This is a genomic window from Oligoflexia bacterium (assembly GCA_035326705.1).
GTDB lineage: Bacteria > Bdellovibrionota_G > JALEGL01 > JALEGL01 > JALEGL01 > JALEGL01.
In genome coordinates this window covers 20,190-42,702 of record DAOLES010000001.1, presented here as the reverse complement: position 1 = coordinate 42,702, position 22,513 = coordinate 20,190, and the positions used below count along the sequence as shown (strand labels likewise).

Sequence of the window (22,513 nt, the reverse complement as noted above, 5' to 3'; positions counted from 1 at the left end):
AGTAAAAGTCCTGCTACAAAAGCCAGACTTTTCATTAGTTTTGACAGTGGTAGTATAAAAAACGCTGTTCAAATAATGAAAATCTAAAAAAAATTTTCAAGAACCCAAGCATTATCTGGGACTAAAATTGGATTAGAGTTCATATCATATGCAGTCCAAACAAATGCTATCAAATCACCATCGCTTATTTGGTATTCTGCTGAACTGCTCTGATGTAATGTCCAGACATTGTCATTTATTTTTTTATAAAAAAGAAGCCACTGTCTATCTTGGCTATCACCTAAACAATCATTTTCTGGCTGCCCAACACTGCCAATAGCACAAATATCTATATCCAATGGGCCATTATCATGGATTACAACATTTAAACCACTGTCTAAAAGAACATCTAAGGCTGAACTAATGTCACTTGATCCTTCAGCTACTGTTATACCATCAATCATGACAACGCCATTATTTTGATCAATTAGTAAACCAATCTGCGTACCTTCCATTAAAACCGGATTAGTACGTTGAAGAGACTCAACTCCAGCTTGAGAACAAGCGGCAACTATACTCAAGCAAAGAACAATAATATATAAATCCTTTTTTTTAAAACTCATAAAATCTCTTTTCTCAGATGAATAATACAGCCTCAACATTTTTATACCTTATAAACAAACATTCTCCTAATATCCACAAGTGCATGATAGTCCATCAAAACCTACAAAACTTCTATAAAAAGTAGCCGACAATAAATACACTGATTACCTGATTTAAACTTAAAAATGTTGTACAATACCTAGGAGATGTCAAAAACAGGCTATAAATTAAAGCTCAACCAAAATATTAAAGATTATCTTAAAGCTGATGCCGCAAAAGAAAAAAAACTGGCTTTAATAGATGGTTCTGTGCCAGTCCCTCTCAATGAGCTGTGTACAATACTAACCTATTTTCTCAATGATTCAGACCCAGAAATTGCTAATTTAGCTCAAGAAGAACTTAAAAGTATTCCTGTGCCTGTTTTAGAAGGTGTCTTATTACAAGATATTCACCCTAAAACACTTGATTTCTTTTCTCAGTATTATCATGATCAAGAACAACTTATAGAAAATATTTTACTGAATAAACACTGCCCTAATTCCGTTTTTCTAAAACTTGCATCACAGGCTAAAAATAAAACATTGTCTTTGATTATTAACAATCAACAAAAGCATTTAGATGAACCCAAAATTATTTCAGAACTAAAAAGGAACCCAAATGTTGCACGCCATGAGATTGATAAAGCTGTTTCCTTTTTAAGGATCAATGGTATTTTTGTTGATGGTGAATCCTCTGAATTATCTGAGCATGAAATTTCCGCCATCTTAAATATGGAAGACAATATGTCTTTTTATATTCCAAAAGAGCTTTTAGAAGACTCCAGTCAATCAAACGTAAAAATAAGTGATAAAGATGAAGACAAAAACAACAACGTCTTTCAGCTCATTCAAAAAATGAACATTGCTCAAAAAATAAAACTTGCACTAAAAGGAAATAAAGAAGCTCGTAGTATTTTAATTAAAGATAGCAATAAAATTGTTTCATCCGCAGTTGTTAAAAGTCCAAAAATAACTGAAAATGAAGTCATTGCTATTGCTTCTTTAAAAAGTGTCCACGATGAAGTGATTCGTATTGTGAGTACAAAACCTCAATGGGTTAAACTTTATGCTTTAAAACTAGCACTATGCAACAACCCTAAAACACCGTTTAAAACCGCCTTAAACTTTCTAAAAAGTCTAAATGTCAACGACTTACAAAAAATTTCCAAGAATAAAAACGTCTCACCCCAAGTCAGCAAAGTAGCCAAGCAATTATTTAAAGCTAGACGTAGCTAAAAATCTTTTATTTATTTAATTTTGACCAAGTCAGAACAGGATTGCGGGCCGCTTGGGTTTCATTAAGCCGTTTTATACCTGTTTTATGTGGTGCAGACTTAACCACTTCGGGATTATCCTTACATTCTTTAGCTATTTTTATCATGGTCTCAATATAACGATCCAATGTCCGCTTAGACTCACTTTCAGTAGGCTCCATCATTAAGGCTCCGTCAACTATCAGTGGAAAATAAACTGTAGGTGGGTGATAACCATAATCCATCAAACGCTTAGCAATATCCATGGTGTTAACATCATTATTTTTTCTTTGCTTTTGATCTGAAAAAACAACTTCATGTAAAGAATCGGTTTCATAAGGTAAGTGAAAGTACGCTTCTAATGCTTTACGAATATAATTGGCATTTAACACAGAATACTCACTGATTTTTGCCAAATACTCATGACCAAAAGCATAAATATAACATAAAGCTCTCACCAACATACCAAAATTGCCATAAAAAGCTCTATACTGCCCTACTGAATGAGGAATAGAGTAGTCTAAACAATATTCACCAGTCTTTGGGTCTTTATTAACAATTGGAGAAGGTAAAAAGTTTTTCAACCTATCTGAAACAACAACAGGGCCTGCTCCTGGACCACCGCCACCATGAGGTGTTGAGAATGTTTTATGCAAATTAATATGCATCACATCTACTCCCATAGCACCAAAACTGGCTTTACCTACCAAGGCATTTAAATTAGCACCATCCCCATAAACCAAAGCACCATTATCATGCATTAATTGAGATATCTTTACGATATCTTTTTCAAAGATTCCCAAAGTATTTGGGACAGTTGTCATAATAGCCGCAACATCGTCACCCATAGCGGCTTCTACCTGAGCATATTCAATATAACCTTTAGATCCGGTTTTAATCTCTCTCACTTTTAAACCACATAAAGCCGCACTGGCGGGGTTAGTTCCATGCGCAGAATCTGGTACCAAAACTGTATTTTTATGGCTCTGGTTATTCTCTTGATGATATTTGGCAATCATTTTAACCCCAGCCAATTCACCTTGAGCTCCAGCAGCAGGATGCAAGCTACAAGCTTTTAAGCCTGAGATATGAGTCAAACTTTCTTGCAAAAGATACATTAATTCTAAAGCCCCTTGCACTGTTTTTTCTGATGCATAGGGATGAATATCTCTAAAGCCTGGTAAATTGGCTGCCCAATCATTAATCTTTGGGTTATACTTCATGGTACATGAACCCAATGGATAAAATCCTTCATCAATTGAAAAGTTGAGTCTTGATAAGTTGGTGTAATGGCGTACCACTTCAAACTCTGATACATTGGGAAAGTCCTCAATACTTGACCTTATGTATTCTTTCGGAACCGATGTAATATTTTTTGATTTGATTTTGTTATTTTCTAAGGACGTATCATGAAAAATAGATTTTTCCAGCAAGCTTGGAATATACTTGTAAGAACGTTGTTCTGTTTGAACTTTATAAGCATCACTTTGTTTTTTTTGACTCATGACAGCACCTCTTTTGTCACTTCAATATAACGTTTTAAATCATTTTCGGTTTTTGTCTCAGTACAGTTAACCAAAAGAACATTGTTCAAGGTTTTATCAAACCTTGATAAGTCAATACCACTAGCAATATTGTTTTTTTCAAAGGCTTGTTTCCATTGTTCCATAGTTACCTTTGTTAATTTAAGTGCAAATTCATTAAAGGTAGCACCATGAAACAATAGTTCAACTCCGTCTAATTGCAAAAGTTCTGACTTAAGATATTCTGTTTTTTCATGATTATTGAGCGCAATGCTTTCTATACCTTTTTGACCCAAAGCTCCCATATAAATGGCTGCTCTTAAGGCACAAAGTGAATGGTTGGTGCATATGTTAGATGTAGCTTTTTGTCGTCTTATATGTTGCTCTCGAGTTGATAAGGTTAAAACATAACCGGGCGTGCCTTCAGAATCAACAGTTTTGCCTACCAATCGACCTGGCAATTGTCTTACGTATTGTTCATCAGACCCCATCAATCCTACATATGGTCCTCCAAAACTCAAAGGATTTCCCAAACTTTGTCCTTCTCCAACAACAATATCGGCACCCAGCTCGCCGGGAGACTTGAGTAAACCAAAGGCCAAAGCTTCAGTAAAACAGGCAATAGTCAAAACTCCATACTGCTTACATTGCTCTACTATCTTATCTAAAGGCTCAATCACACCATAAAAGTTTGGATACCCCACCACTATACAAGCTACCGATTCATCTAAGTTTGGTAACTTTGTATAACCGTTCTCATCTAAGGGTAAGTATTGGATTTCACATTGACTTGGATCAATATAACTTTGAATAGTCTTAATATATTCTGGATGAATACCTTGTGAAACGAATACTTTGTGACGTTTTTTTTGTATCCGTAATGCCATTAAAACTGCTTCAGCTAAGGCTGAAGCTCCATCATACATAGAAGCATTGGCCACGCCAACACCCAATAAACTTGCAACCATGGATTGAAATTCAAATATGGCCTGCAAAGTTCCCTGACTAATCTCAGCTTGATATGGTGTATATGCGGTAGTAAATTCACCTCTGGAACTTAAGGCGTCCACAACATAAGGTATAAAGTGCTCGTAAGCACCTCCCCCTAAATAACTTTTGTAATTTTTCTGTGCAGAAAAGTTTTTCTGCGCTAATGATTCAAAGTAAGATTGCAGCTCATATTCTTCTTTGACACTGGGAAGGTTTAATTGACCCTGATGAAAAACTTCTTTGGGCAAAGAGTCAAAAAGTTGCTCAAGGCTACTTTTCCCTATCGCATCTAACATCTGTTTTTGATCGTGTTCCGTGAGGGAAAAGTATCTCATCATTTTTTAGTCCTTATTTTTAATCTTCTTCGTTCTCAATGAATTCTGCATATTCTTCTGCATTCATGAGCTCATGGACAAAATCCATATTTTCAACTTCAACCTTAACCAACCAGCCATCTTCATACGGGTCATCGTTTACTGCTTCAGGAGAGTCTAATAAAGCGCTGTTGTTTTCTAAAACATGCCCAGATACAGGAGCATAAACGTCTGAAACAGCTTTGACAGACTCAATACTACCAAAAGGTTCATTTACGTGCACTTCATCTTCTTCATCTGGTAGTTCAACATGCACAATATCACCAAGTTTATCTTGTGCATATTCTGTAATACCAATTAGTACTGCACTTTCGTTTTCAAGTAATTTTACCCACTCATGTTCTTTCGTATAATAAAGATCTTCTGGAAAATCCATAGCTCCACTCCTTATTTGTATTTTTCATCAATCAGAATATATCAACACTCACTAGATTAACATATTCTTCTAAAACTTTTCTCCCTAATACCTATTTTTACAAAACACGCAAATTCTCTTTAGCTTTTCTTTACAGAAGATTCCACAAAAGGTGCTTTGCATATTTCAGCTTTAACCATTTTATCTTTGCGAAGTTCAATAAAGACCTCAGAGCCAAGCCCAACTTCAGAGCTAATCATAGCTAAACCTATTCCCTGCTTTAACTGTGGTGAAAAGGAACCACTGGTCACTCTGCCCAATTTTTTTGTTTTTTCAGCATCCAACCAAATTTCATAACCTTCTCTAGGCACACCTTTACTCAACAACTTAAACGCTCTAATGCGTTGTTTTACACCATGTTCTTTTACTTTTTCTACTGCATCTTTTCCTATAAAAGAGCCTTTATCTAACTTGGTTACCCAGCCTAATGCTGCTTCTAACACATGGGTATTCTTATCAAAATCCTGACCACTTAATAGATAACCCATCTCTAAACGCAACAAATCTCTAGCGCCTAAACCAATAGGAAGCAAGCCAAGGGGCGTGCCTTGTTCAATTAAGTATGTCCATAATTTTGCAGCTTCTTTGCTATCAAAATAAATTTCAAAACCGTCTTCACCTGTGTATCCAGTTCTTGATATCAAACAAGCTACATCATTAATTTGAGCAATATTAAACTCATAATAACGTATAGTTTCATTTAAATTACGTTTAACCAATTCACTTAAAAAAGCATCTGACTTAGGCCCCTGTAAAGCAAATAAAGCATATTCATAACTTTTATTTTTAATTTCTACATTTTCATTGGCTTTGTTGTTTATAAACCAATCATAGACTTCTTCAATATGACTGGCATTAACCACAAACAAAAACTTATCCGCAGCTAAACAATAAATAGTACAATCATCAATCATTTTTGCATCATGATTGATAATCGCTGCATACTGTACTTTTCCAGGCTTTAGCTTTGCAACATTATTACTTGCTACTTTTTGACAAAAAGCCAAGGCATCTCTACCAGAAATTTCAATTTCTCCCATATGGCTTACATCAAATAAACCCATTGTGTTTCTGACCGCTTCATATTCACTTATAATGCCTGTTGAATATTGAATGGGCATACTCCAACCGCCAAACTCAACCATCTTTGCATTGGATTTTACATGTAAATCATAAACCGGTGTTTTACGTAATTCATTCATTTTATTTATTTCCTTATTGTACGCTCATGTTGTGTTGCTGCTAAAAGGGTGTTTTGCAAAAGCATTGCAATTGTTAAAGGCCCAACTCCCCCTGGCACTGGAGTAATCCACGATGCCTTATTCTCTACTTGTTCATAATCAACATCCCCGCAAAGTGCTCCACCACTTTCTCTGTTGATACCTACATCAATAATAATTGCTCCGGGCTTTATCCAGCTGGCTTTTACCAGTTTTGCTTTACCGACTGCCGCAATGACAATATCTGCTTGTTGAACATGGTGTTCAATATTTTCAGTTCTAGAGTGACAAACCGTAACGGTTGCATTTTTTTGCAATAACAACATTGCCATAGGTTTACCCACAATATTACTTCTACCCAGAATTACACAATGCTTACCTGCTGGGTTAATATCGTATTCTTCTAATAGCTTTAAAATTCCAAGTGGAGTGCACGGCACAAAAGCTGCCTCTCCTTTTAGCAATTTACCTAAATTGAACGGATGAAAGCCATCCACATCTTTATCAGGATCAATGGTGTTCAGTAGTTTTTCAGCGTCCAAGCCCTCAGGCAAGGGTAATTGTAAAAGGATGCCATCAACTGTTGGATTTTGATTCAATTCTTGAATGTATTGACTTAAACTTTCTTCATTAATACCTGCATCAAACTCTTTATGAAATGAGATAATTCCTGTTTTTTCACAGGCTAAACGTTTGTTTTTAATATAAACAGCTGAAGCTGGGTCTTGTCCAACCAAAATTGTTGCCAACCCCGGAGCTCTACCGTAATTTTCAATGAATTGGGAAACATCAATTGCAAGCTTATCCTTCAACTTTTGACTTAGTTTTTTCCCATTTAAAAGACTCACAGGCCACTTATACCTTGATCAATAACGGAATCAAGCTAAAAGTTATACTTTATCTTTTAGCCTATTTTCACGGCCTAAAGGTTAATTTTTATCGTTATTTTCATGCATTTTTAACAGATTATCATGGGTCTGGATCAAGCCTCTAAGATGCCCTAAAAAATCTGCTTTTTGTTGTTTTAATGCATTGATTCTATGCATAATATTGTTAAGCTGATTGTGAGCTTGATTCAACATTCTTTCTGCTTGAACGTTGGCCTCTTCCTTGATCATTTGTGCTTCTTTTTCACCACTTCGCTTCATTTCTTCTGAAACTTTCTGGGCAGAAATCACTGTTTGTTTTAAGGTAGATTCTTTTTCTCTAAAATCTACAATCAGACGCTCCAGCTGAGCAATTTCTTCTTCTTTTTTGATTAATGAGGCTCTATCTTCTTCCCATGACAATTGAATATCTTTAAGAAAGTCTGCCACTTCTTTAGGATCAAAACCAAAAGTTTTTTTATTAAATTTTTTATGCAAAAGATCTAGGGGTGTTAGCTTCATCAGATCAACATTATACGATAATTGCTAAGATTATCTAAATATATCTTAATTTATACAAGCTTTTCTCTTTGCCCCAGAATACCACTGCCAATGCGGATAAAACTTGCTCCTTCAGCAAGAGCAACTTTGTAATCATTGGATACTCCCATGCTTAAATGAACAAAACGTTTTTCATCTCTCACATTTGTTTTATTTTTATCCAGCAATAGTTTTAAAGCTTTAAAATACTTTCTATTGTTTTCTGGATTATCTTGGTACGGTGGAAAGGTCATTAAACCAATACAATTAATTTTTTCAAATTGTTGTAAATCAAATAAAAACTGTTTTAAGTCTTCTTTTTTAATTCCGCTTTTTTGCTGTTCTTGCGCCAAATTAACATGCACTAATACATCTATGGTTTTATTTTCTTCTTTTAAAACTTGATTCATCTTTTTTGCATGTTTGATTTGATCCAAACTATGTATGACTGAAAAGTACTTACATAAATCTTTAATTTTGTTACTCTGAATTTTTCCAATAAAGTGCCAATGAATTAGGCTTTTTTTTTGCTTATCAAGCAACTCTCGTTTCTCAATAGCTTCTTGGACATAGTTTTCAGCAAAATTATTTTGTCCAAGCTTTAGAAGCACTTCATACACTTCAACTGGAAATTTTTTACAGACACAAACCAGTTTTGCTTTTGAATTTAAGTTAATAATATCTCTTTGAATATTATCTAGTTTTTCTTTGATGCTAACAATATTATTCATTTTTAATTTATAATTCAATGACCTTCAACTTCTCTAAAGCCATTAAAACCTGAACCTGAGGCAAACCTATAACATTTGAATATGAACCTTGAACTTCCTTAACATAACTTCCTGCAAGTCCTTGTATTGCATAAGCCCCGGCTTTATCTTTATACTCATCATAACATAAATACTGATCTATAATACTATCCGTCATGGTCATAAACTCAACTTGTGTCACTACAACTTCACTGTACATTTCTCGATTTAAATTATACAAGCTAAACGCTGTCATAACCGTATGTTTTTGCCCAGAAAGCTTTTTTAGCATTTCTTTTGCTTCATCTTTATTATTGGCTTTGCCTAATACAGTGTCATTAATCACAACGATTGTATCTGCACATACAACACAGCTTTTTTCTAAACTATGTTTTGGCAATTGTTTTACGGCTTCATTCATTTTTTGTTCAACAATTGAATTAACTTTATCTATAGGGTCAGGTTCAAAATTTTTTTCATCTACTGGAAAAACCTCTACAGAAAATTTTAAGCCCAACTGTTGCATCAAATCTCTTCTTCTTGGTGAAGCTGATGCTAAAATAATATTAACCAACTGTTGCATGAATCCTCTTTACTTCTAAATCCAACCTAAAAATTGTAATACTAGCTTTATCAACATAAACCAAACAACAGCCAAATAAACTGGACGTATAAATGCATGGCCTCTTTTAATTGATAAACTGGCGCCAAGTAAAGCACCACAGGCAGAGGCCAAAGCACCCCATATTGCTACTTTAAAGTCAACATAACCAGAAAACGAAAACAGCAACAGAGCCCCTAAATTGCTTGCAAAGTTAACAATTCTTGCACTGGCTGAAGCGTTAAGCAATGATAAACCAAATAAACTAACAAAAACAATCATCATAAAGGTCCCTGTTCCTGGACCAAAAAACCCATCGTATCCCCCAATGATAAAACCAACAACAAATGGCCATGCTGTGTGCTTTAACTTTGCTTCAATTTGCTGTTTACCTAAATTTTTTTGCAATAAGCTGTATAGCGCTACAAACAACAATAAAAAAATTACCACGGGTTTTAAAAATTCATTGCTAAGCTGACTGGCAATCAAGGCCCCGCAAGCTCCCCCTAAAAAAGCTGCAAATGTTGCTGGTAAAGCAATACGCCAAACCATTTTTTTTGAACTCGCATAGCGAATTGAACTGGTGAAAGATGCCATGATCCCAATAATTTTATTGGTGCCTAATGCCACTTTTGTCGCTAAACCTAAATTAAGCATCAAGGGTACCGTGATCAATCCACCGCCTCCAGCAACAGCATCAACAAAGCCAGCAAAAAAACACCCCATAATTAATAAAGCAAACTCCATAATGCCGTCTATACCCCAAAAATTAAAATTTCCCATGTTTTTATAAATTCATTATAGCTTATTGCTTTTAAAGCAATAATTTGGCACTTGATTAAACTTTATATCCATTACCTAAATATGCTTAACAAATAAATCCTCGCTCTTATATTCGGTTTATATAAATTCAAAATTTTACTTGCTCAAATCTCTCAGGTAGAAAGAACTTGGTGCAACAGCTTAAGAAAATTTTTTTTGATCAACAAGACGCTTTAAAACGCAATGATTCTGCTTTTAAAGCTGTACATGAACAAGTTTTAAATACTTATGGTAAAAACGCACTTGCTATTGTTGTTTATGGCTCTTGCTTAAGTCAAACAACACAAAAAAAAGATTCTGTTCCTGACTATTTTGTTATTGTTGATTCATTTCAAGCTTACTACTCTTCTTTAATTCAAAGCAGTTTAAACACATTTCTCCCACCCAACATTTATCATTTTGCGATTGAACAAGGCTTTAGCAAATACAGTGTTGTCAGCCTAAAACAACTACAATCTCAAACACAACTTATCGTTAGCCCCAAAGCTAAAGATATGTATTTTTTGGGTAGATTTTCAAAAAATACTTATATTTACTGGAGCCAAGACACGCGTATCAAAGATGCTTTATTAGAAGTTCAAAACCAAGCCTGTCAAAGTGTAGCCATGATTGTTTTATCTTCAATGAATTTAGGTGACAAAATAAGTCTAAATGACTTTGCCCTTAAATGTTTAGCTTTAAGTTACGTTGGAGACGTTAGAGTTGAAGCAAAAGATAAGGTTGAGAAACTATTCTTGGCTGAAGAAAAGTTTTACCTTAGCGTATATCAAGAAATTCTTTGCCACTTTCATCAACAAAAAATTATATCTTTTGACCAAACTCAGAAATACCTTACATTGCTTGACAAAACTCTATTGCCAAAAAAATACAAACGTTTCATTCTAAAAAGTAAGTTAAGAGCTCAGCTACGCTGGCCAAAAGGCATGTTAACAGCAAAAAATTGGCTCGATTATGTTCTTTTAAAAATTAGACGCAACTATGGCGACGAATTCACTCTGACTGAACGTGAAAAAAAATATTGGTTTATTTTTGGCTGGAAATTATTATTTAAACTAAATCGAAAAAAACTGTTAAAATAACCCTATGAAAAAAATTGGAATCATCGGTTTTGGTAATATGGGAAAAGCTTTGTACGAAGGACTTATACAGTTTTCAGAGCTTAATGAAAAAGACTTTATTACATCCCATCCTAACCCTGAATCACGCGCTTTGATTAATAAAGACTATGCTATAGAGTGTGTACCCAATAACATACACCTAGCCAAAGAGTCAGAGTTGATAGTTTTAACCGTCAAACCTCAAATCCTTGGTAAAGTACTGCAAGAAATAGCGCCTGTCTTGGATGTTCATCAAACTTTGATTTCTTGTGCTGCAGGTTACACTTTAAAACAAATTGAACAAGTTCTTGATAAACATATCAAAAACATTGCTTGCATTCGTATCATGCCTAACATAGCCGTTAAAGTGGGTGCTGGTGTAAATGTTTTTGCTTGCAATGCCGCCGCAAACTCACAAAGCAGAGATTATTTTATGAGTCTGTTCTCTGCTTTGGGATTAAATATTGAACTACCAGAAAGTCAATTTGATGCAGCTACCGGCTTATCAGGAAGTGGTCCAGCATTTATTTATACCATGATGGAAGCCATGATTGATGCTGGGGTCAAAGTTGGCTTATCCAGACAACATGCTAAGGAAATGGTTAAGCAAACCTTTTTTGGCTCTTCTGCACTTATCAATGCAACAGGTAAACATCCTGGTCAATTAAAAGATTTAATCACTTCCCCTGGTGGAACGGCTATTACAGGTATCTACACTTTAGAGAAAGGTGGAGTCAGGCACAGTCTGATTGAAGCTGTTGAAGCTGCCGCCAATAAAGCAAAAGAACTTTCAATATAAGATATCCCAGAGAAACAAGCCTTCTGGAGGGGCCGTGCTGCCAATTTTAATTTTTTGTGTAGACTTTAAAGCTGCTCTAATATCTTTTTGGGTTGCTTTTCTTCTTGCAACGGCAATTAAAGCCCCCATAATATTGCGCACCATATGTTTTAAAAAACCACTGCCAATTATTTCTAAATAATAGATGCCACTTTTACCTACTTTTTTTAATGTTATAGAAAATATTTCTCTCTGAGTTGTTTTTTGTGGATCATTAGAAGTTTGAAAAGACTTAAAGTCATGCTTACCTTTAAATAGCTGCATAGCTTTTTTTATTAAATCAATCTCAACGTCATCTGGGAAAAGTGTCACACACTCTCTTAAAAAAATATTGTTTTTTTTACCCACCTTAAAAAAATACCTGTATGATTTTTGCTTTACCTCAGCAATTGGGTGGAAATTCTCTCCCACATACTGGGCTGAGCGTACTTTTATATCTTCAGGTAAAAAAACATTGAGTCCAGTAACCCAATCTTCTAAACCTATCACCCTGTCCCCATAATAATCAAAACTAACCGCTTGCATGCGAGCATGCACTCCAGCATCAGTTCTTCCACTGGCAAGTGTTTTTATAGTTTGCCCGCTTCGTTTTTTTAAAGCGAGTTCCAATTGGCTTTGTACAGTCATATTTGTATCTGATTGTTTTTGCCATCCCTTGTAAGCGGTGCCTTGATAAGTAATATTTAATAATATTTTTTTATTTTTGTTATTACTCACTATAGCTTGCTCCAAAACTAAAAGATAAACAGTGGTTTTAATTTATTCTTAAACTTGTTGATTTGAATTAATAAAAATGTTTTGTTGTATAATTTTAATGACCTTAAATCTATAAAAAATCTAACCCCAAAGCAATACCATAGTCCCATGCACTTAAATCTACACCAGAACCTGCAATAGGTCTATAAGAGGCAAACACATCTAGAAATATATTATCAATGTCAAACAACTCTTTACTTCCCATACTTGTATGTTCTCTGAGCGAAAACCTTATTCCACCTTTTAGAGCATAGCCATGCTTAACATTATTCACCCGTTCAGTGTTTTCTTTTAACCACATAAAATAACTTTGATAACCTGCACCCAAAAATGGCTGAACATACCATTTTTGTTTTTCAAATGGGCTGCATTCAAGATAAGCCTCCATTGGCAAAAGTGTTAAAACCATTTTTTCTCCACTTTCTCTGCCTGAATCAATCCCTATTAAAAAACTTTTTTTGCGCATAAAGCCCAGGCTAAAACCTAACTTTAAAAAATCATAGCCAATAAGATAATCGTAGCTAATAAGGTGGTTGCCTTTACTAAAAAAGATCTGTTCAGTATCTCCAGTAAACTCAACCCAGCGCAAAGAAAACTTATTGCTATGTTTCATTTTTGCATAAACCACAGCGTGCATAAAAAGCATAAGAATAAAAACTATAAGAAATTTTTTCATTCATACTTCCTTAAAGTTATGGATTGTCTTATGTTGATCTTCAGCAATACAAGGACGAACAACAGTAAACCGAAACTGTTTGATTTTGATGTTGCGGATTGACAACCTGTTTCACCTGTTAAAGCAATTAAACCAATGGTTTCTTCAGGGACCTCACTTAATATTGGGCTGTAGTCACTTTCATTGCCTTGTTTGTCCACTGTTTTAATCTTTACATAAACTCTTTGCCCATTGACCAAACTGTTGATGGTGTAATTATAATTTCCTGTCCCAGTGTGATTGACAATAACAGGACTGATTAAGCCCGCTCCATCACTGGCTTGAGCGTCTAAGCCAAATGAAACTTCATAATAATCAATGTCTGCTTGATTAACACCATCCCAACTGACAAATATCTTTTGATGACCAAATTTTAATTTATAATCATTAGGATACGGAGGAATTGTATCCTTAAAAACTTTAATACCTCTGTAACCTTCTGTTGAAGATGATTCTACAAAAACACCCAACAAATTATTACCTTCAATAAAATCTGATGTTCCAATGCTAACAGATTTATTTTGATTGGCCGTTATACTGGTGGATGTATAGGTTTTTACTGCTTGTGGAAGGGTTATTTCACTGTCATCATCCATTCGTTTTACCTTTAAAGTTCCAGATGTATCGCTTAAAACACTAAAGCTATAATTATTTTCATTCCCAATATTTAAATCTGCTCCTGTTAAGTTTATCAATGGAAGATCAGAAAAAACACGTAATGTATTGTTGTTATCATCTAAAATGAAAAGGTTGTTATTGCCATCAATAAAGTTCCCCATAGAAGTAAGGTTAGACACGCTCTCTATTGTATCTACTTCTGTCCAATTACTTGGCGTTGTACTTACATATGGATCTATGATTCGCATTCTATTGTTGCTTAGATCTTCTAGATATAAATATATTCTGGCTGAAGAAAAACCCTCTGGCCGTAAACTTAAACCAGTGTATATATCACCAATCAGTGTATTGACTTGTATTGGATCAATTCCACTTAGACTTTCAAAGTCAAGCATGTTGAGTAAAAAATTTTGATGATCAGCTTGAGCAACAAAAATCTCTGAGGCTGATGAGATGGGATTGCTGATAAAAATATAAGTGCTATTCTCAATACTACTTTGACTAAGCTGTAAAAAGTTATTGTTACCTGAATAATTACTCAGCTCTATTCTATTTCCTAAGCTCTGCAAACTTGGCACTTGATAGCCCTCAAGTTCTCCTCCTTCACCCAAAACTACAACCTGATTTCTTGGAGTTATTGTTACCGTATCAATGGGAGTAAAACCAAGATCCAACTGCTGGTTAAGGTCATTGCTATCAAGATTGTAACTGTAAAGGGTGTCTGTATTAAAATCACCCAAGACCAAATAACTGGATTCAGAAACATGCAAACAATCAATGCTTTCAAATTTCACATTGTTTGTGTCACTGTTAACATGACTCATGCTGGGTGACTCAATGTTTTGTGAAAAATCCAAACTAGACCATTGGTCTGTTTGATCGGTTATAAAAAATATCTTATTTTCTTCAGCCAACAAACACGCTGAAACTGTTAATCCTGGTGTGACCAAAGTATTGACCACTGTTCTTGAAAATAAATCCACAATACTGACAGCATTTGCAGTTTTAGAAAAAACAAAGCCATAACGAGGATTGTCAAGATCACTGGGGACTAAAATTGAGCTTTCATGACTTAAGTCAAGTGCGTAATGAAACGTATCAGGATAGGCATAAACAACCGTTAAGGATAGCCACAAACATACGCAACTTAAGCCAAGTTTATACATTAAAAAACATTTAAACATAGGCTCTGCATTTATGCTATTTTTTGGTATAATAGAAAGATGAAGTTATTGGGGCACACACTAAGGGTATTTATAGGGTTTTCTTTGCTTATGATGAGCGCTTGCAACCTGCCCCCTGTATTAGCAACTTTAGAAGCCACTATTATTGACCCTAATGATACCAGTGGTTCAGGATCATCCTATGCCGTTGTTAACTTCACTCAATTTTACGGTGTCACTTCAAATGGCGGTGGCGCTGAATTAAGGTTTACCAACCCAGAAGGCGATAGCATGACCATTACTCTTTCTGAAACCTCTATGGGTAGTTTTTCAATTGGTGCTTTAACCCAAGTCTCAGGTCAAATTACAATTACCAGGGATTTACAGCCAGTCACACAAGCCTTCACAGCAAGCGCTGGAAATATTGTTATAACCGGTATAGCCACCGACGGTGATGAAGTCATTGCAGCCCAGGGAAATTTTGAAATCAATATTGAAGGCGGTGGCGGTGCAACCAGCAGATTTGACGGTCGGTAGATCATTTTTTATATGTCCACTACAAAAAATAATCAGTCTTTCCATTGCACTCTATCAAACTAAAAAACACATTAAAAAAATCGGGCTTACCTCATAAGGTTTGCCCGATTACTCGTGTTTTTGTGTTTTTTTATTTAATATTAATTATTAATTAGCTAACGTCTTTATATTCAGCATCAATCACGTCATCATCATCTTTTTTAGAAGACTTAGACTCGGTGCTATCACCTTCTGCTGATGCATTGGCAGTAGCCTCTTGTGTTGCTTTGTACATAATCTCAGCCAATTTATGTGATGCTTGCGTTAAAGATTCTGTTTCTTTTTTCAAGCTACCTGCGTCAGCATCTTGATTTTCAAGTACTTTTTTAGCTGAAGTCAAAGCGTCTTCCACTTTTTTCTTTTCATCAGCCGGTAATTTCTCACCATGCTCTTTTAAAGTTTTCTCGGTAGAAAAGACCAATGTGTCCAATTGGTTTTTAGCTTGCACTTGCTCCAAACGTTTTTTATCATCCTCAGCATGCGCTTGCGCATCTTTAACCATTTTTTCTACTTCTTCTTCAGATAAACCAGAAGAATTAGAAATGGTTATTTTTTGTTCTTTACCTGTGGCTTTGTCTTTAGCTGATACATTGACAATACCGTTGGCATCAATATCAAAGGTCACTTCAATTTGAGGTGTACCTCTTGGCGCAGGAGGGATATCACCCAACTGAAATCTTCCTAAAGTACGGTTACCAGAAGCCATTTCACGCTCACCTTGTAAGACATGAATATCAACAGAGGTTTGATTGTCCGCTGCAGTAGAGAATGTTTCAGATTTCTTAATAGGAATGGTACTATTTTTTTCTATCAACTTGGTTGCAACACCACCTAAAGTTTCAATACCCAATGACAGTGGCGTTACATCCAAAAGAAGAACGTCTTTCACGTCACCCGCTAAAACACCACCTTGAACAGCAGCACCACAGGCAACCACTTCATCTGGGTTAACGGTTTTTGCACCCTCTTTACCAAAAATTTCTTTAACAATGTTTTGGACCATTGGAATACGGGTTGAGCCACCCACCAAAATCACTTCATCAATATCACCGGCTTTAAGACCAGCATCTTTTAATGCTTGAATACAAGGTTGTTTTGTACCATCAATGATATCACCAACCAGTTTCTCAAACTGAGAACGCGTTAACTTTATATTGAGGTGCTTTGGACCTGAAGCATCCGCTGTTAAGAAAGGCAAGTTGATTTCAGTTTCCATAACGGTTGAAAGCTCAATTTTAGCTTTTTCAGCGGCTTCTTTCAACCGTTGCATGACCATTTTATCTTTAGAGACATCAACGCCTTGATCTTTTTTAAATTCATCGGCCAACCATTTAATAATGGCTTCATCAACGTTATCACCACCCAAGTGCGTGTCACCATTGGTAGATTTTACTTCTACCACTTTATCTCCCACTTCAAGAATGGAAACATCAAAGGTACCACCCCCAAAGTCATAGACTGCTACCACTTGGTCTTTCTTTTTATCCATACCATAGGCTAAGGCTGCAGCCGTTGGTTCATTGATAATACGTTTAACTTCTAAGCCGGCAATTTTACCTGCATCTTTGGTTGCTTGTCTTTGCGAATCATTAAAGTACGCTGGCACGGTAATAACAGCTTCTGTTACTGTTGTTCCCAAGTAATCTTCAGCCGCTTTTTTTAGTTTTTGCAAAACCATGGCTGAGATTTCTTGTGGGGTATAATTTTTACCATCAATCTCAATCACGGCCATACCATTGTCACCTTCAACAACATTGTAAGGAACGACATCTTTTTCATTACCCACTTCAGAGAAACGTCTGCCCATAAAACGCTTGGCAGAATAAATGGTTTTTTCTGGGTTGGTCACTGCTTGACGTTTGGCCACTTGGCCAACAGCTCTATTGCCATCTTTTAAAAATGCAACCACTGAAGGGGTTGTTCTTCCGCCTTCTTCATTGGAGATAATTTTAGTCTCTCCGCCTTCCATAATGGCAACCACAGAGTTGGTGGTTCCAAGGTCAATTCCAATAATTTTGCTCATAATCTCAAATTCCTTACTTATCTGTTCTCTAAAATATTGATAATACTAAATTTTTGGCAACAAAAAGCCAGTAAGAGCAAAATAAACTCATTGACACACTTGTCAATGGTATTTTTTTTGATTTCTGTAAAAATAACAATAATTAGCTTAATATAAAACCAGATAATTGGTTACAAGGTCAGGATTGCGTTCACCGACAAGCGTAACCTTTGCATCAGCATCTAAACGTGCTGCTTGACCATAATTATTGCCGCCATCTGTATAATAAATATGTGTGGTTTGGGTTAGAATTTTACCCTCATCGTCTTTGGTATTCAAACCATTCATCAAGGCAATCATTTCTTTGTTTTTAATGGGCTTTTTCAAAATAGCCATAGCCACTTCTTGTTCATCATCGGCATTTACTCTTCTGACCAATGCTCTATGAATCATGGTGTCATTGTTCAATTCTTTATCACCACGTTTTATTGATGGCGTGTAGAATATCGTTGCATTTTCATTGCCTTCATATTCTGCAAAAAAAGCATCCATGTCATCAAATGCTTCAAGAACTTCATCTTTATGGGTAAAGGTGATTTTTGTTCCATTTTCTTCTAAAAGCACAATACCATACTGAGGGTCAGTATGATCACCGTCATAAAGCACCCCATCAATCAAAGCTTTTCCTTCAAGCTTGCCAGGACTGGCACCTGAAGTCATGCCATCTGGAGCCACTGCAATTCCGCCAAAGTCATTGATGATTGTTTCTAAGTCACCTTTTGCAAATAAATCTGGATGTGATTCTTTGGTTACCAAATCTATAGCGTTCACTGGCCACCATTCACCCATAATCTCTTCACCCTTGATGATTTCATGAATAAATGTTCCATTTTTAAATTGTTGTTCAGTCTTTTTTAAATAGATTGTTGCAGTCTCGGTCTCAGCATCATCGGCAGTTTCTTCGCTATCTTTTTCTTCTTCAATCTCTGCAACCGTTTTTTTAGTGGTTGGGATAACCTTTTTCACTTTTTTTTCTGTGGGGATAACTGGTTTTGATGCGCACCCGATCATCATTGCTAAGAGTAGGAGTAAAGTCGTTTTGTTCATCATTCCAAGCAAATTAACATATTGCGTTATAGCGTGCAAGAAAAAATTTAACAATAAATCTAATGTTTTACGGCATTTAAAACAGCGCTCATTGATGAAAAATATACTTATCCCTAATAAATTTAGACTTTTGTAAGATACAAACTATTAGGTCTAAACCTGTCATATTAATTATCTTGTCAATTGATACGCAAAAAGAATAGGATAAGCAACAACCAAAAGCGATATAATAAGCAAAAAAATACTCGATTTTTTATTGTGTTTTTGACAGGTTAACCTAAAAATTGCGTAAAATGAGCTTCCTAAACCGATCAATAAATAAATACCTAAGATATATCTGTGGTCTAATAAAAAAAACTTTTCGTATTCCCCTGTTACAATTGCAAAAAAATAATTAAAAAACAAGATCATATTAATTACCATAATTAATTTAAATTTAAGCTTGTCCAATAACAAAATCATAATACAATCAATAATCTCTTCAGTTTAAAAACAGCTTGCTTGATGAACAAAAAACAATTTTAGGATAGTTTTTTGATACATCTTCTTATTCTTGCAAGAGCTTTGCAAACTCTTCCTTCATCAATGGCACCAATTCAAACATATCGCCCACTATGCCATAATCTGCTTTCTGGAAAATGGGTGCTTCAGGATCGGTGTTGATGGCGACAATGACTTTAGACGAGCTCATACCGGCTAAATGCTGAATGGCACCTGAGATACCGCAGGCTATGTATAGTTTTGGGTTCACTGTTTTACCAGTTTGACCGACCTGCATATCATGACTGGCATACCCTGCGTCTACTGCTGCTCGTGAAGCTCCAACGGCGGCACCTAAAACATCTGCCAATTCATTGATCATGGTAAAGTTTTCTTCTGACTTAATAGAACGGCCTGCGGATACAACAATCTCTGCTGCAGCCAAATCAGGTCTATCAGAGACGGTTGCTTTCACTTCTAACAATTTACAGCGTCCGCACTCAGAAAATCCCGCAGCTTCAAGCTCATTGCTTTGAGTATTAGACTCCGCCACTTCAGGTTTAGGGTCAAAAACATTGGGTCTACAGGTCACAACAACTGGAGACTCTAGGTTAGCTTCAATGTTAGCAATCAGCTTACCTGCATAAACGGGTCTTTTGGCTTTTAAAGTGTTACCGGTTAGCTCAAGATGGGTTACTTCTGAAATCATTCCACAGTCTAGTTGCGCCGCAACTCTTGGAAAAGTGTCCTTGCTGTTAGCACTTAACGAAGCCAATAGAATATTAATACTATTCTCACTGCAAAATTTTGCCGTTTGCTCAGCCCAAGATACTGTATTGTAACTAGATACATTGGCATGGTACAAGCTGCTTACGCCATATGTTTTTAGCTGGCTTTCAATGTCTTTGATTGTTTCACCTATGTACAGCGCAGATAGCTTTGCATTGTTTGTTTGCGCCAGTCGTCCAGCTTGGGCTAAAACTTCTAAAGACGATTTTTTAATTTTATTATTGTTACTTTCTATCCATACAGCAATATTCATACGACTTGACTCCTTCTCAAAAACACAAAAAAACTTATATAACCTTGGCTTCTTCTCTTAATTTCTTAACCACTTCTTTCACCGCTTCTTGTGGATTATCTTTAAAGATTTGCCCAGCTTGTCTTGCAGGTGGTTCTTCATAACCAACAACAGTTACATTATTATTTAAACCCCCTTCTTGTAGATTCAAATCAGCTGCGCTTACTTTTTCTATGGGTTTAGATTTGGACTGCATGATACCTTTTAAAGACGCATAACGGGGTTGGTTTAAACCTTTGGTTGCTGCAAAAATTGCAGGCAACTTAATTTCCCATACCTCTTGATTGCCACCATCAACATCTCTATGCACTTTAGCGGTACTTTCATCAATCAATTCAAATTTGCTTACAGATGTGACATGTGGCCAATCCAACAATTGTGCTGTCATCTGACTGACTTGAGAAGCATCGTCATCTATGGCGTGTTTGCCAGTAAATACAAGTTGATAGTCATCTGCTTTTATTTTTGCTGCCAAGAGTTTTGCCACAGATAAACCTGACAGTTTCTCCTGACTTTCAATCATCACAGCTTTATCACAGCCCATGGCCAAAGCACTTCTTAAAACATCTTGAGCTTTATCATTCCCTACTGTTAGGGCCGTTACTTCACCCGCACCTAAATTTTCTTTTGTTTTTAAACCTTCTTCAACACCAAACTCATCATAAGGACTGATAATAAATTTTAAACCCTCTTCAACAATTCCCTGACCATCACTGTTAAGCTTAATATTGCTGGCTGTATCTGGTACCCGCTTTACACAAACTGCTATTTTCATGGTATACTTTCCTCCGCTTTAACTTCTATGAATAGTTTTTTATAATTTAAAAATGCAAGCCCACATGGCCAAACACTGAAAAGAATGAATCTTCTACAACATTGCTGGTAAAATTAACCAAAGCTGTTCCACCAAAAGAAAACCCACTTCCTAAAAACATATCAACACCAATGCCTGTAGTATAACCAACATGAGAAGCTTTAAAACCATTAACTTCTCTATAAACCGGCCCTGCTCCAAATAATGCTGATAGCTCTAGGCCTGAGTTTCCCGATGCAGATCCATTAATGACACTTCTGGGCAAAATAAGACGTCCGCCAAAGCTTGGAAAAACAATGTCCTGTAATTCTCCTAATGACCATTGCATCATCGCTGTTAAGGCTATGTTTTCTGACAATCTATAGTCAGCAGAACCTACACCTAAGACTCCAGTAGGAGAAAGCGTTGTACCCGCCCCAATTTTAATATCAATTTTTTCTTGCACCTGTGCGTAAACAGCGCCTGCATGAAGTACGATTACACATAAAGCAAATGCCAAAAACCGTTTCATCATCTATATGTGTCCTTCTACTTTTTTTGAATCTTCATTGAACTTAGCTATTCCACTGTCTGTCAAAGGATGCTTAACCAACTGAGCCAATACACTGAATGGAATGGTAGCAACATCAGCGCCCATCAATGCTGCATCTAGTAAATGTTTTGGGTGCCTTATACTTGCAACCAAAACTTCTGTTTCAAAAGCATAATTATCGTAAATGGTTACAATTTCCTCAATCAAAGCCATACCATCATGGGATATATCGTCCAAACGCCCAACAAAAGGTGATATGTAAGCGGCTCCAGCCTTTGCTGCGAGAAGGGCTTGCATCGGAGAAAAGCAAAGTGTCATATTAACTCTTATACCTTCTTGCGCTAAACGTTTGGTTGCTACCAAAGCATCTTCACACATGGGTAACTTTACAACAACGTTTTCACCCAATTCGGCTAATTTTCTACCTTCTGACAGCATAGCATCAGCACTTTGAGCAACTGTTTCAAGACTTACTGGCCCTGAAACCAATGCACAGATTTCTTTGGCTAAATCAAAATAGGACTTACCTTCTTTAGCAACCAAGCTGGGATTGGTGGTGACCCCGTCACACATCCCTAAAGCAATGGCTTGTTTAATTTCATCTATATTGGCTGTATCTATGAAGAATTTCATGCTCTAAAAATGCTATACTGCAGCAGGCTTGTCAATTTATTCATGGACACATCAACATATTTTTTTCAAATTTGTGAAAGCAAAGCAACGCTTCTATCGACTGTTTATAAAATTTAATGTTATATAAA

23 protein-coding genes are annotated in these 22,513 nt (G+C 36.0%); 4 read left to right on the top strand and 19 right to left on the bottom strand.

Features of this window, described 5'->3' with window-relative positions; translation table 11 throughout:
- Positions 1-83 precede the first annotated feature (83 nt).
- A complete protein-coding gene (locus PKC21_00225) occupies positions 84-602 on the bottom strand; it encodes a hypothetical protein (protein ID HMR23752.1) in 519 nt (172 codons plus the stop codon).
- Between the two features lie 186 nt (positions 603-788).
- Here PKC21_00225 and PKC21_00220 point away from each other — a divergent pair, with 186 nt between their 5' ends.
- Positions 789-1,856, top strand: a complete 1,068-nt coding sequence (locus PKC21_00220; protein ID HMR23751.1) for a hypothetical protein — start codon at positions 789-791, stop codon at positions 1,854-1,856.
- 7 nt (positions 1,857-1,863) lie between these two features.
- Here PKC21_00220 and gcvPB read toward each other — a convergent pair whose 3' ends face one another.
- The 9 genes from gcvPB to PKC21_00175 form a co-directional block, all read right to left on the bottom strand.
- A complete protein-coding gene (gcvPB, locus tag PKC21_00215; protein HMR23750.1) occupies positions 1,864-3,378 on the bottom strand; it encodes an aminomethyl-transferring glycine dehydrogenase subunit GcvPB in 1,515 nt (504 codons plus the stop codon).
- The gene (gene gcvPA / locus PKC21_00210; protein ID HMR23749.1) at positions 3,375-4,724 is read right to left on the bottom strand and encodes an aminomethyl-transferring glycine dehydrogenase subunit GcvPA; all 1,350 of its coding nucleotides are present in this window, start codon (positions 4,722-4,724) and stop codon (positions 3,375-3,377) included. Before gcvPA ends, gcvPB begins: the two co-directional genes overlap by 4 nt.
- A gap of 16 nt (positions 4,725-4,740) precedes the next feature.
- Positions 4,741-5,136, bottom strand: a complete 396-nt coding sequence (gene gcvH / locus PKC21_00205; GenBank protein ID HMR23748.1) for a glycine cleavage system protein GcvH — start codon at positions 5,134-5,136, stop codon at positions 4,741-4,743.
- 119 nt (positions 5,137-5,255) lie between these two features.
- On the bottom strand, positions 5,256-6,377 hold the full coding sequence (gene gcvT / locus PKC21_00200; GenBank protein HMR23747.1) for a glycine cleavage system aminomethyltransferase GcvT: 1,122 nt from the start codon (positions 6,375-6,377) through the stop codon (positions 5,256-5,258).
- 5 nt (positions 6,378-6,382) lie between these two features.
- Positions 6,383-7,243 carry a bifunctional methylenetetrahydrofolate dehydrogenase/methenyltetrahydrofolate cyclohydrolase FolD gene (gene folD, locus PKC21_00195; protein HMR23746.1) on the bottom strand — a complete coding sequence of 287 codons (861 nt, stop codon included), beginning with the start codon at positions 7,241-7,243 and terminating at the stop codon, positions 6,383-6,385.
- 81 nt (positions 7,244-7,324) lie between these two features.
- Positions 7,325-7,783, bottom strand: a complete 459-nt coding sequence (locus PKC21_00190) for a DivIVA domain-containing protein (GenBank protein HMR23745.1) — start codon at positions 7,781-7,783, stop codon at positions 7,325-7,327.
- A gap of 50 nt (positions 7,784-7,833) precedes the next feature.
- Positions 7,834-8,532, bottom strand: coding sequence for a YggS family pyridoxal phosphate-dependent enzyme (locus PKC21_00185; protein HMR23744.1), 699 nt, complete (start codon positions 8,530-8,532; stop codon positions 7,834-7,836).
- A gap of 7 nt (positions 8,533-8,539) precedes the next feature.
- The gene (locus PKC21_00180; protein ID HMR23743.1) at positions 8,540-9,133 is read right to left on the bottom strand and encodes a Maf family protein; all 594 of its coding nucleotides are present in this window, start codon (positions 9,131-9,133) and stop codon (positions 8,540-8,542) included.
- A gap of 15 nt (positions 9,134-9,148) precedes the next feature.
- Positions 9,149-9,934 carry a TSUP family transporter gene (locus PKC21_00175; protein HMR23742.1) on the bottom strand — a complete coding sequence of 262 codons (786 nt, stop codon included), beginning with the start codon at positions 9,932-9,934 and terminating at the stop codon, positions 9,149-9,151.
- Between the two features lie 170 nt (positions 9,935-10,104).
- Here PKC21_00175 and PKC21_00170 point away from each other — a divergent pair, with 170 nt between their 5' ends.
- A complete protein-coding gene (locus tag PKC21_00170; protein ID HMR23741.1) occupies positions 10,105-11,052 on the top strand; it encodes a hypothetical protein in 948 nt (315 codons plus the stop codon).
- A 4-nt stretch (positions 11,053-11,056) separates the two neighbouring features.
- A complete protein-coding gene (gene proC, locus PKC21_00165) occupies positions 11,057-11,869 on the top strand; it encodes a pyrroline-5-carboxylate reductase (protein HMR23740.1) in 813 nt (270 codons plus the stop codon).
- Here proC and truA read toward each other — a convergent pair.
- From truA to PKC21_00150, 3 genes are all read right to left on the bottom strand, one after another.
- Positions 11,861-12,625, bottom strand: a complete 765-nt coding sequence (gene truA / locus PKC21_00160) for a tRNA pseudouridine(38-40) synthase TruA (GenBank protein HMR23739.1) — start codon at positions 12,623-12,625, stop codon at positions 11,861-11,863. The genes proC and truA overlap by 9 nt on opposite strands.
- A gap of 109 nt (positions 12,626-12,734) precedes the next feature.
- Entirely contained in the window at positions 12,735-13,340 is a 606-nt protein-coding gene (locus PKC21_00155) for a hypothetical protein (GenBank protein ID HMR23738.1), read from the bottom strand.
- On the bottom strand, positions 13,337-15,181 hold the full coding sequence (locus tag PKC21_00150; GenBank protein HMR23737.1) for a hypothetical protein: 1,845 nt from the start codon (positions 15,179-15,181) through the stop codon (positions 13,337-13,339). The genes PKC21_00155 and PKC21_00150 overlap by 4 nt, the downstream gene beginning before the upstream one ends.
- A gap of 90 nt (positions 15,182-15,271) precedes the next feature.
- Between PKC21_00150 and PKC21_00145 the strand changes: the two genes are divergently transcribed.
- Complete coding sequence (locus PKC21_00145) at positions 15,272-15,697, top strand: hypothetical protein (GenBank protein HMR23736.1); 426 nt, start codon at positions 15,272-15,274, stop codon at positions 15,695-15,697.
- A gap of 151 nt (positions 15,698-15,848) precedes the next feature.
- Here PKC21_00145 and dnaK read toward each other — a convergent pair whose 3' ends face one another.
- The 6 genes from dnaK to fsa all read right to left on the bottom strand — a co-directional run bounded on the left by dnaK (position 15,849) and on the right by fsa (position 22,385).
- The gene (gene dnaK / locus PKC21_00140) at positions 15,849-17,759 is read right to left on the bottom strand and encodes a molecular chaperone DnaK (GenBank protein ID HMR23735.1); all 1,911 of its coding nucleotides are present in this window, start codon (positions 17,757-17,759) and stop codon (positions 15,849-15,851) included.
- Positions 17,760-17,906: 147 nt separating this feature from the next.
- Complete coding sequence (locus PKC21_00135) at positions 17,907-18,848, bottom strand: hypothetical protein (GenBank protein ID HMR23734.1); 942 nt, start codon at positions 18,846-18,848, stop codon at positions 17,907-17,909.
- 544 nt (positions 18,849-19,392) lie between these two features.
- Positions 19,393-20,367: an electron transfer flavoprotein subunit alpha/FixB family protein gene (locus PKC21_00130; GenBank protein ID HMR23733.1), complete on the bottom strand. Its 975-nt coding sequence runs from the start codon at positions 20,365-20,367 to the stop codon at positions 19,393-19,395.
- 34 nt (positions 20,368-20,401) lie between these two features.
- Positions 20,402-21,181 carry an electron transfer flavoprotein subunit beta/FixA family protein gene (locus PKC21_00125; protein ID HMR23732.1) on the bottom strand — a complete coding sequence of 260 codons (780 nt, stop codon included), beginning with the start codon at positions 21,179-21,181 and terminating at the stop codon, positions 20,402-20,404.
- 46 nt (positions 21,182-21,227) lie between these two features.
- Positions 21,228-21,734, bottom strand: coding sequence for a hypothetical protein (locus PKC21_00120; protein HMR23731.1), 507 nt, complete (start codon positions 21,732-21,734; stop codon positions 21,228-21,230).
- The gene (gene fsa, locus PKC21_00115) at positions 21,735-22,385 is read right to left on the bottom strand and encodes a fructose-6-phosphate aldolase (GenBank protein ID HMR23730.1); all 651 of its coding nucleotides are present in this window, start codon (positions 22,383-22,385) and stop codon (positions 21,735-21,737) included. It abuts the gene before it with no gap.
- Positions 22,386-22,513 lie beyond the last annotated feature (128 nt).

Excerpts from the sequence above, each read along its gene's own strand:
- PKC21_00155 (HMR23738.1), bottom strand. The coding sequence starts at position 13,340 with ATGAAAAAATTTCTTATAGTTTTTATTCTTATGCTTTTTATGCACGCT.
- PKC21_00225 (HMR23752.1), bottom strand. The coding sequence starts at position 602 with ATGAGTTTTAAAAAAAAGGATTTATATATTATTGTTCTTTGCTTGAGT.
- fsa (HMR23730.1), bottom strand. The coding sequence starts at position 22,385 with ATGAAATTCTTCATAGATACAGCCAATATAGATGAAATTAAACAAGCC.
- PKC21_00175 (HMR23742.1), bottom strand. The coding sequence starts at position 9,934 with ATGGGAAATTTTAATTTTTGGGGTATAGACGGCATTATGGAGTTTGCT.
- proC (HMR23740.1), top strand. The coding sequence starts at position 11,057 with ATGAAAAAAATTGGAATCATCGGTTTTGGTAATATGGGAAAAGCTTTG.
- dnaK (HMR23735.1), bottom strand. The coding sequence starts at position 17,759 with ATGAGCAAAATTATTGGAATTGACCTTGGAACCACCAACTCTGTGGTT.
- gcvH (HMR23748.1), bottom strand. The coding sequence starts at position 5,136 with ATGGATTTTCCAGAAGATCTTTATTATACGAAAGAACATGAGTGGGTA.
- PKC21_00145 (HMR23736.1), top strand. The coding sequence starts at position 15,272 with ATGATGAGCGCTTGCAACCTGCCCCCTGTATTAGCAACTTTAGAAGCC.
- PKC21_00180 (HMR23743.1), bottom strand. The coding sequence starts at position 9,133 with ATGCAACAGTTGGTTAATATTATTTTAGCATCAGCTTCACCAAGAAGA.
- PKC21_00190 (HMR23745.1), bottom strand. The coding sequence starts at position 7,783 with ATGAAGCTAACACCCCTAGATCTTTTGCATAAAAAATTTAATAAAAAA.
- PKC21_00120 (HMR23731.1), bottom strand. The coding sequence starts at position 21,734 with ATGATGAAACGGTTTTTGGCATTTGCTTTATGTGTAATCGTACTTCAT.
- gcvPB (HMR23750.1), bottom strand. The coding sequence starts at position 3,378 with ATGAGTCAAAAAAAACAAAGTGATGCTTATAAAGTTCAAACAGAACAA.
- PKC21_00150 (HMR23737.1), bottom strand. The coding sequence starts at position 15,181 with ATGTTTAAATGTTTTTTAATGTATAAACTTGGCTTAAGTTGCGTATGT.
- gcvT (HMR23747.1), bottom strand. The coding sequence starts at position 6,377 with ATGAATGAATTACGTAAAACACCGGTTTATGATTTACATGTAAAATCC.
- PKC21_00135 (HMR23734.1), bottom strand. The coding sequence starts at position 18,848 with ATGATGAACAAAACGACTTTACTCCTACTCTTAGCAATGATGATCGGG.
- PKC21_00130 (HMR23733.1), bottom strand. The coding sequence starts at position 20,367 with ATGAATATTGCTGTATGGATAGAAAGTAACAATAATAAAATTAAAAAA.
- PKC21_00185 (HMR23744.1), bottom strand. The coding sequence starts at position 8,532 with ATGAATAATATTGTTAGCATCAAAGAAAAACTAGATAATATTCAAAGA.
- PKC21_00220 (HMR23751.1), top strand. The coding sequence starts at position 789 with ATGTCAAAAACAGGCTATAAATTAAAGCTCAACCAAAATATTAAAGAT.
- gcvPA (HMR23749.1), bottom strand. The coding sequence starts at position 4,724 with ATGATGAGATACTTTTCCCTCACGGAACACGATCAAAAACAGATGTTA.
- PKC21_00125 (HMR23732.1), bottom strand. The coding sequence starts at position 21,181 with ATGAAAATAGCAGTTTGTGTAAAGCGGGTACCAGATACAGCCAGCAAT.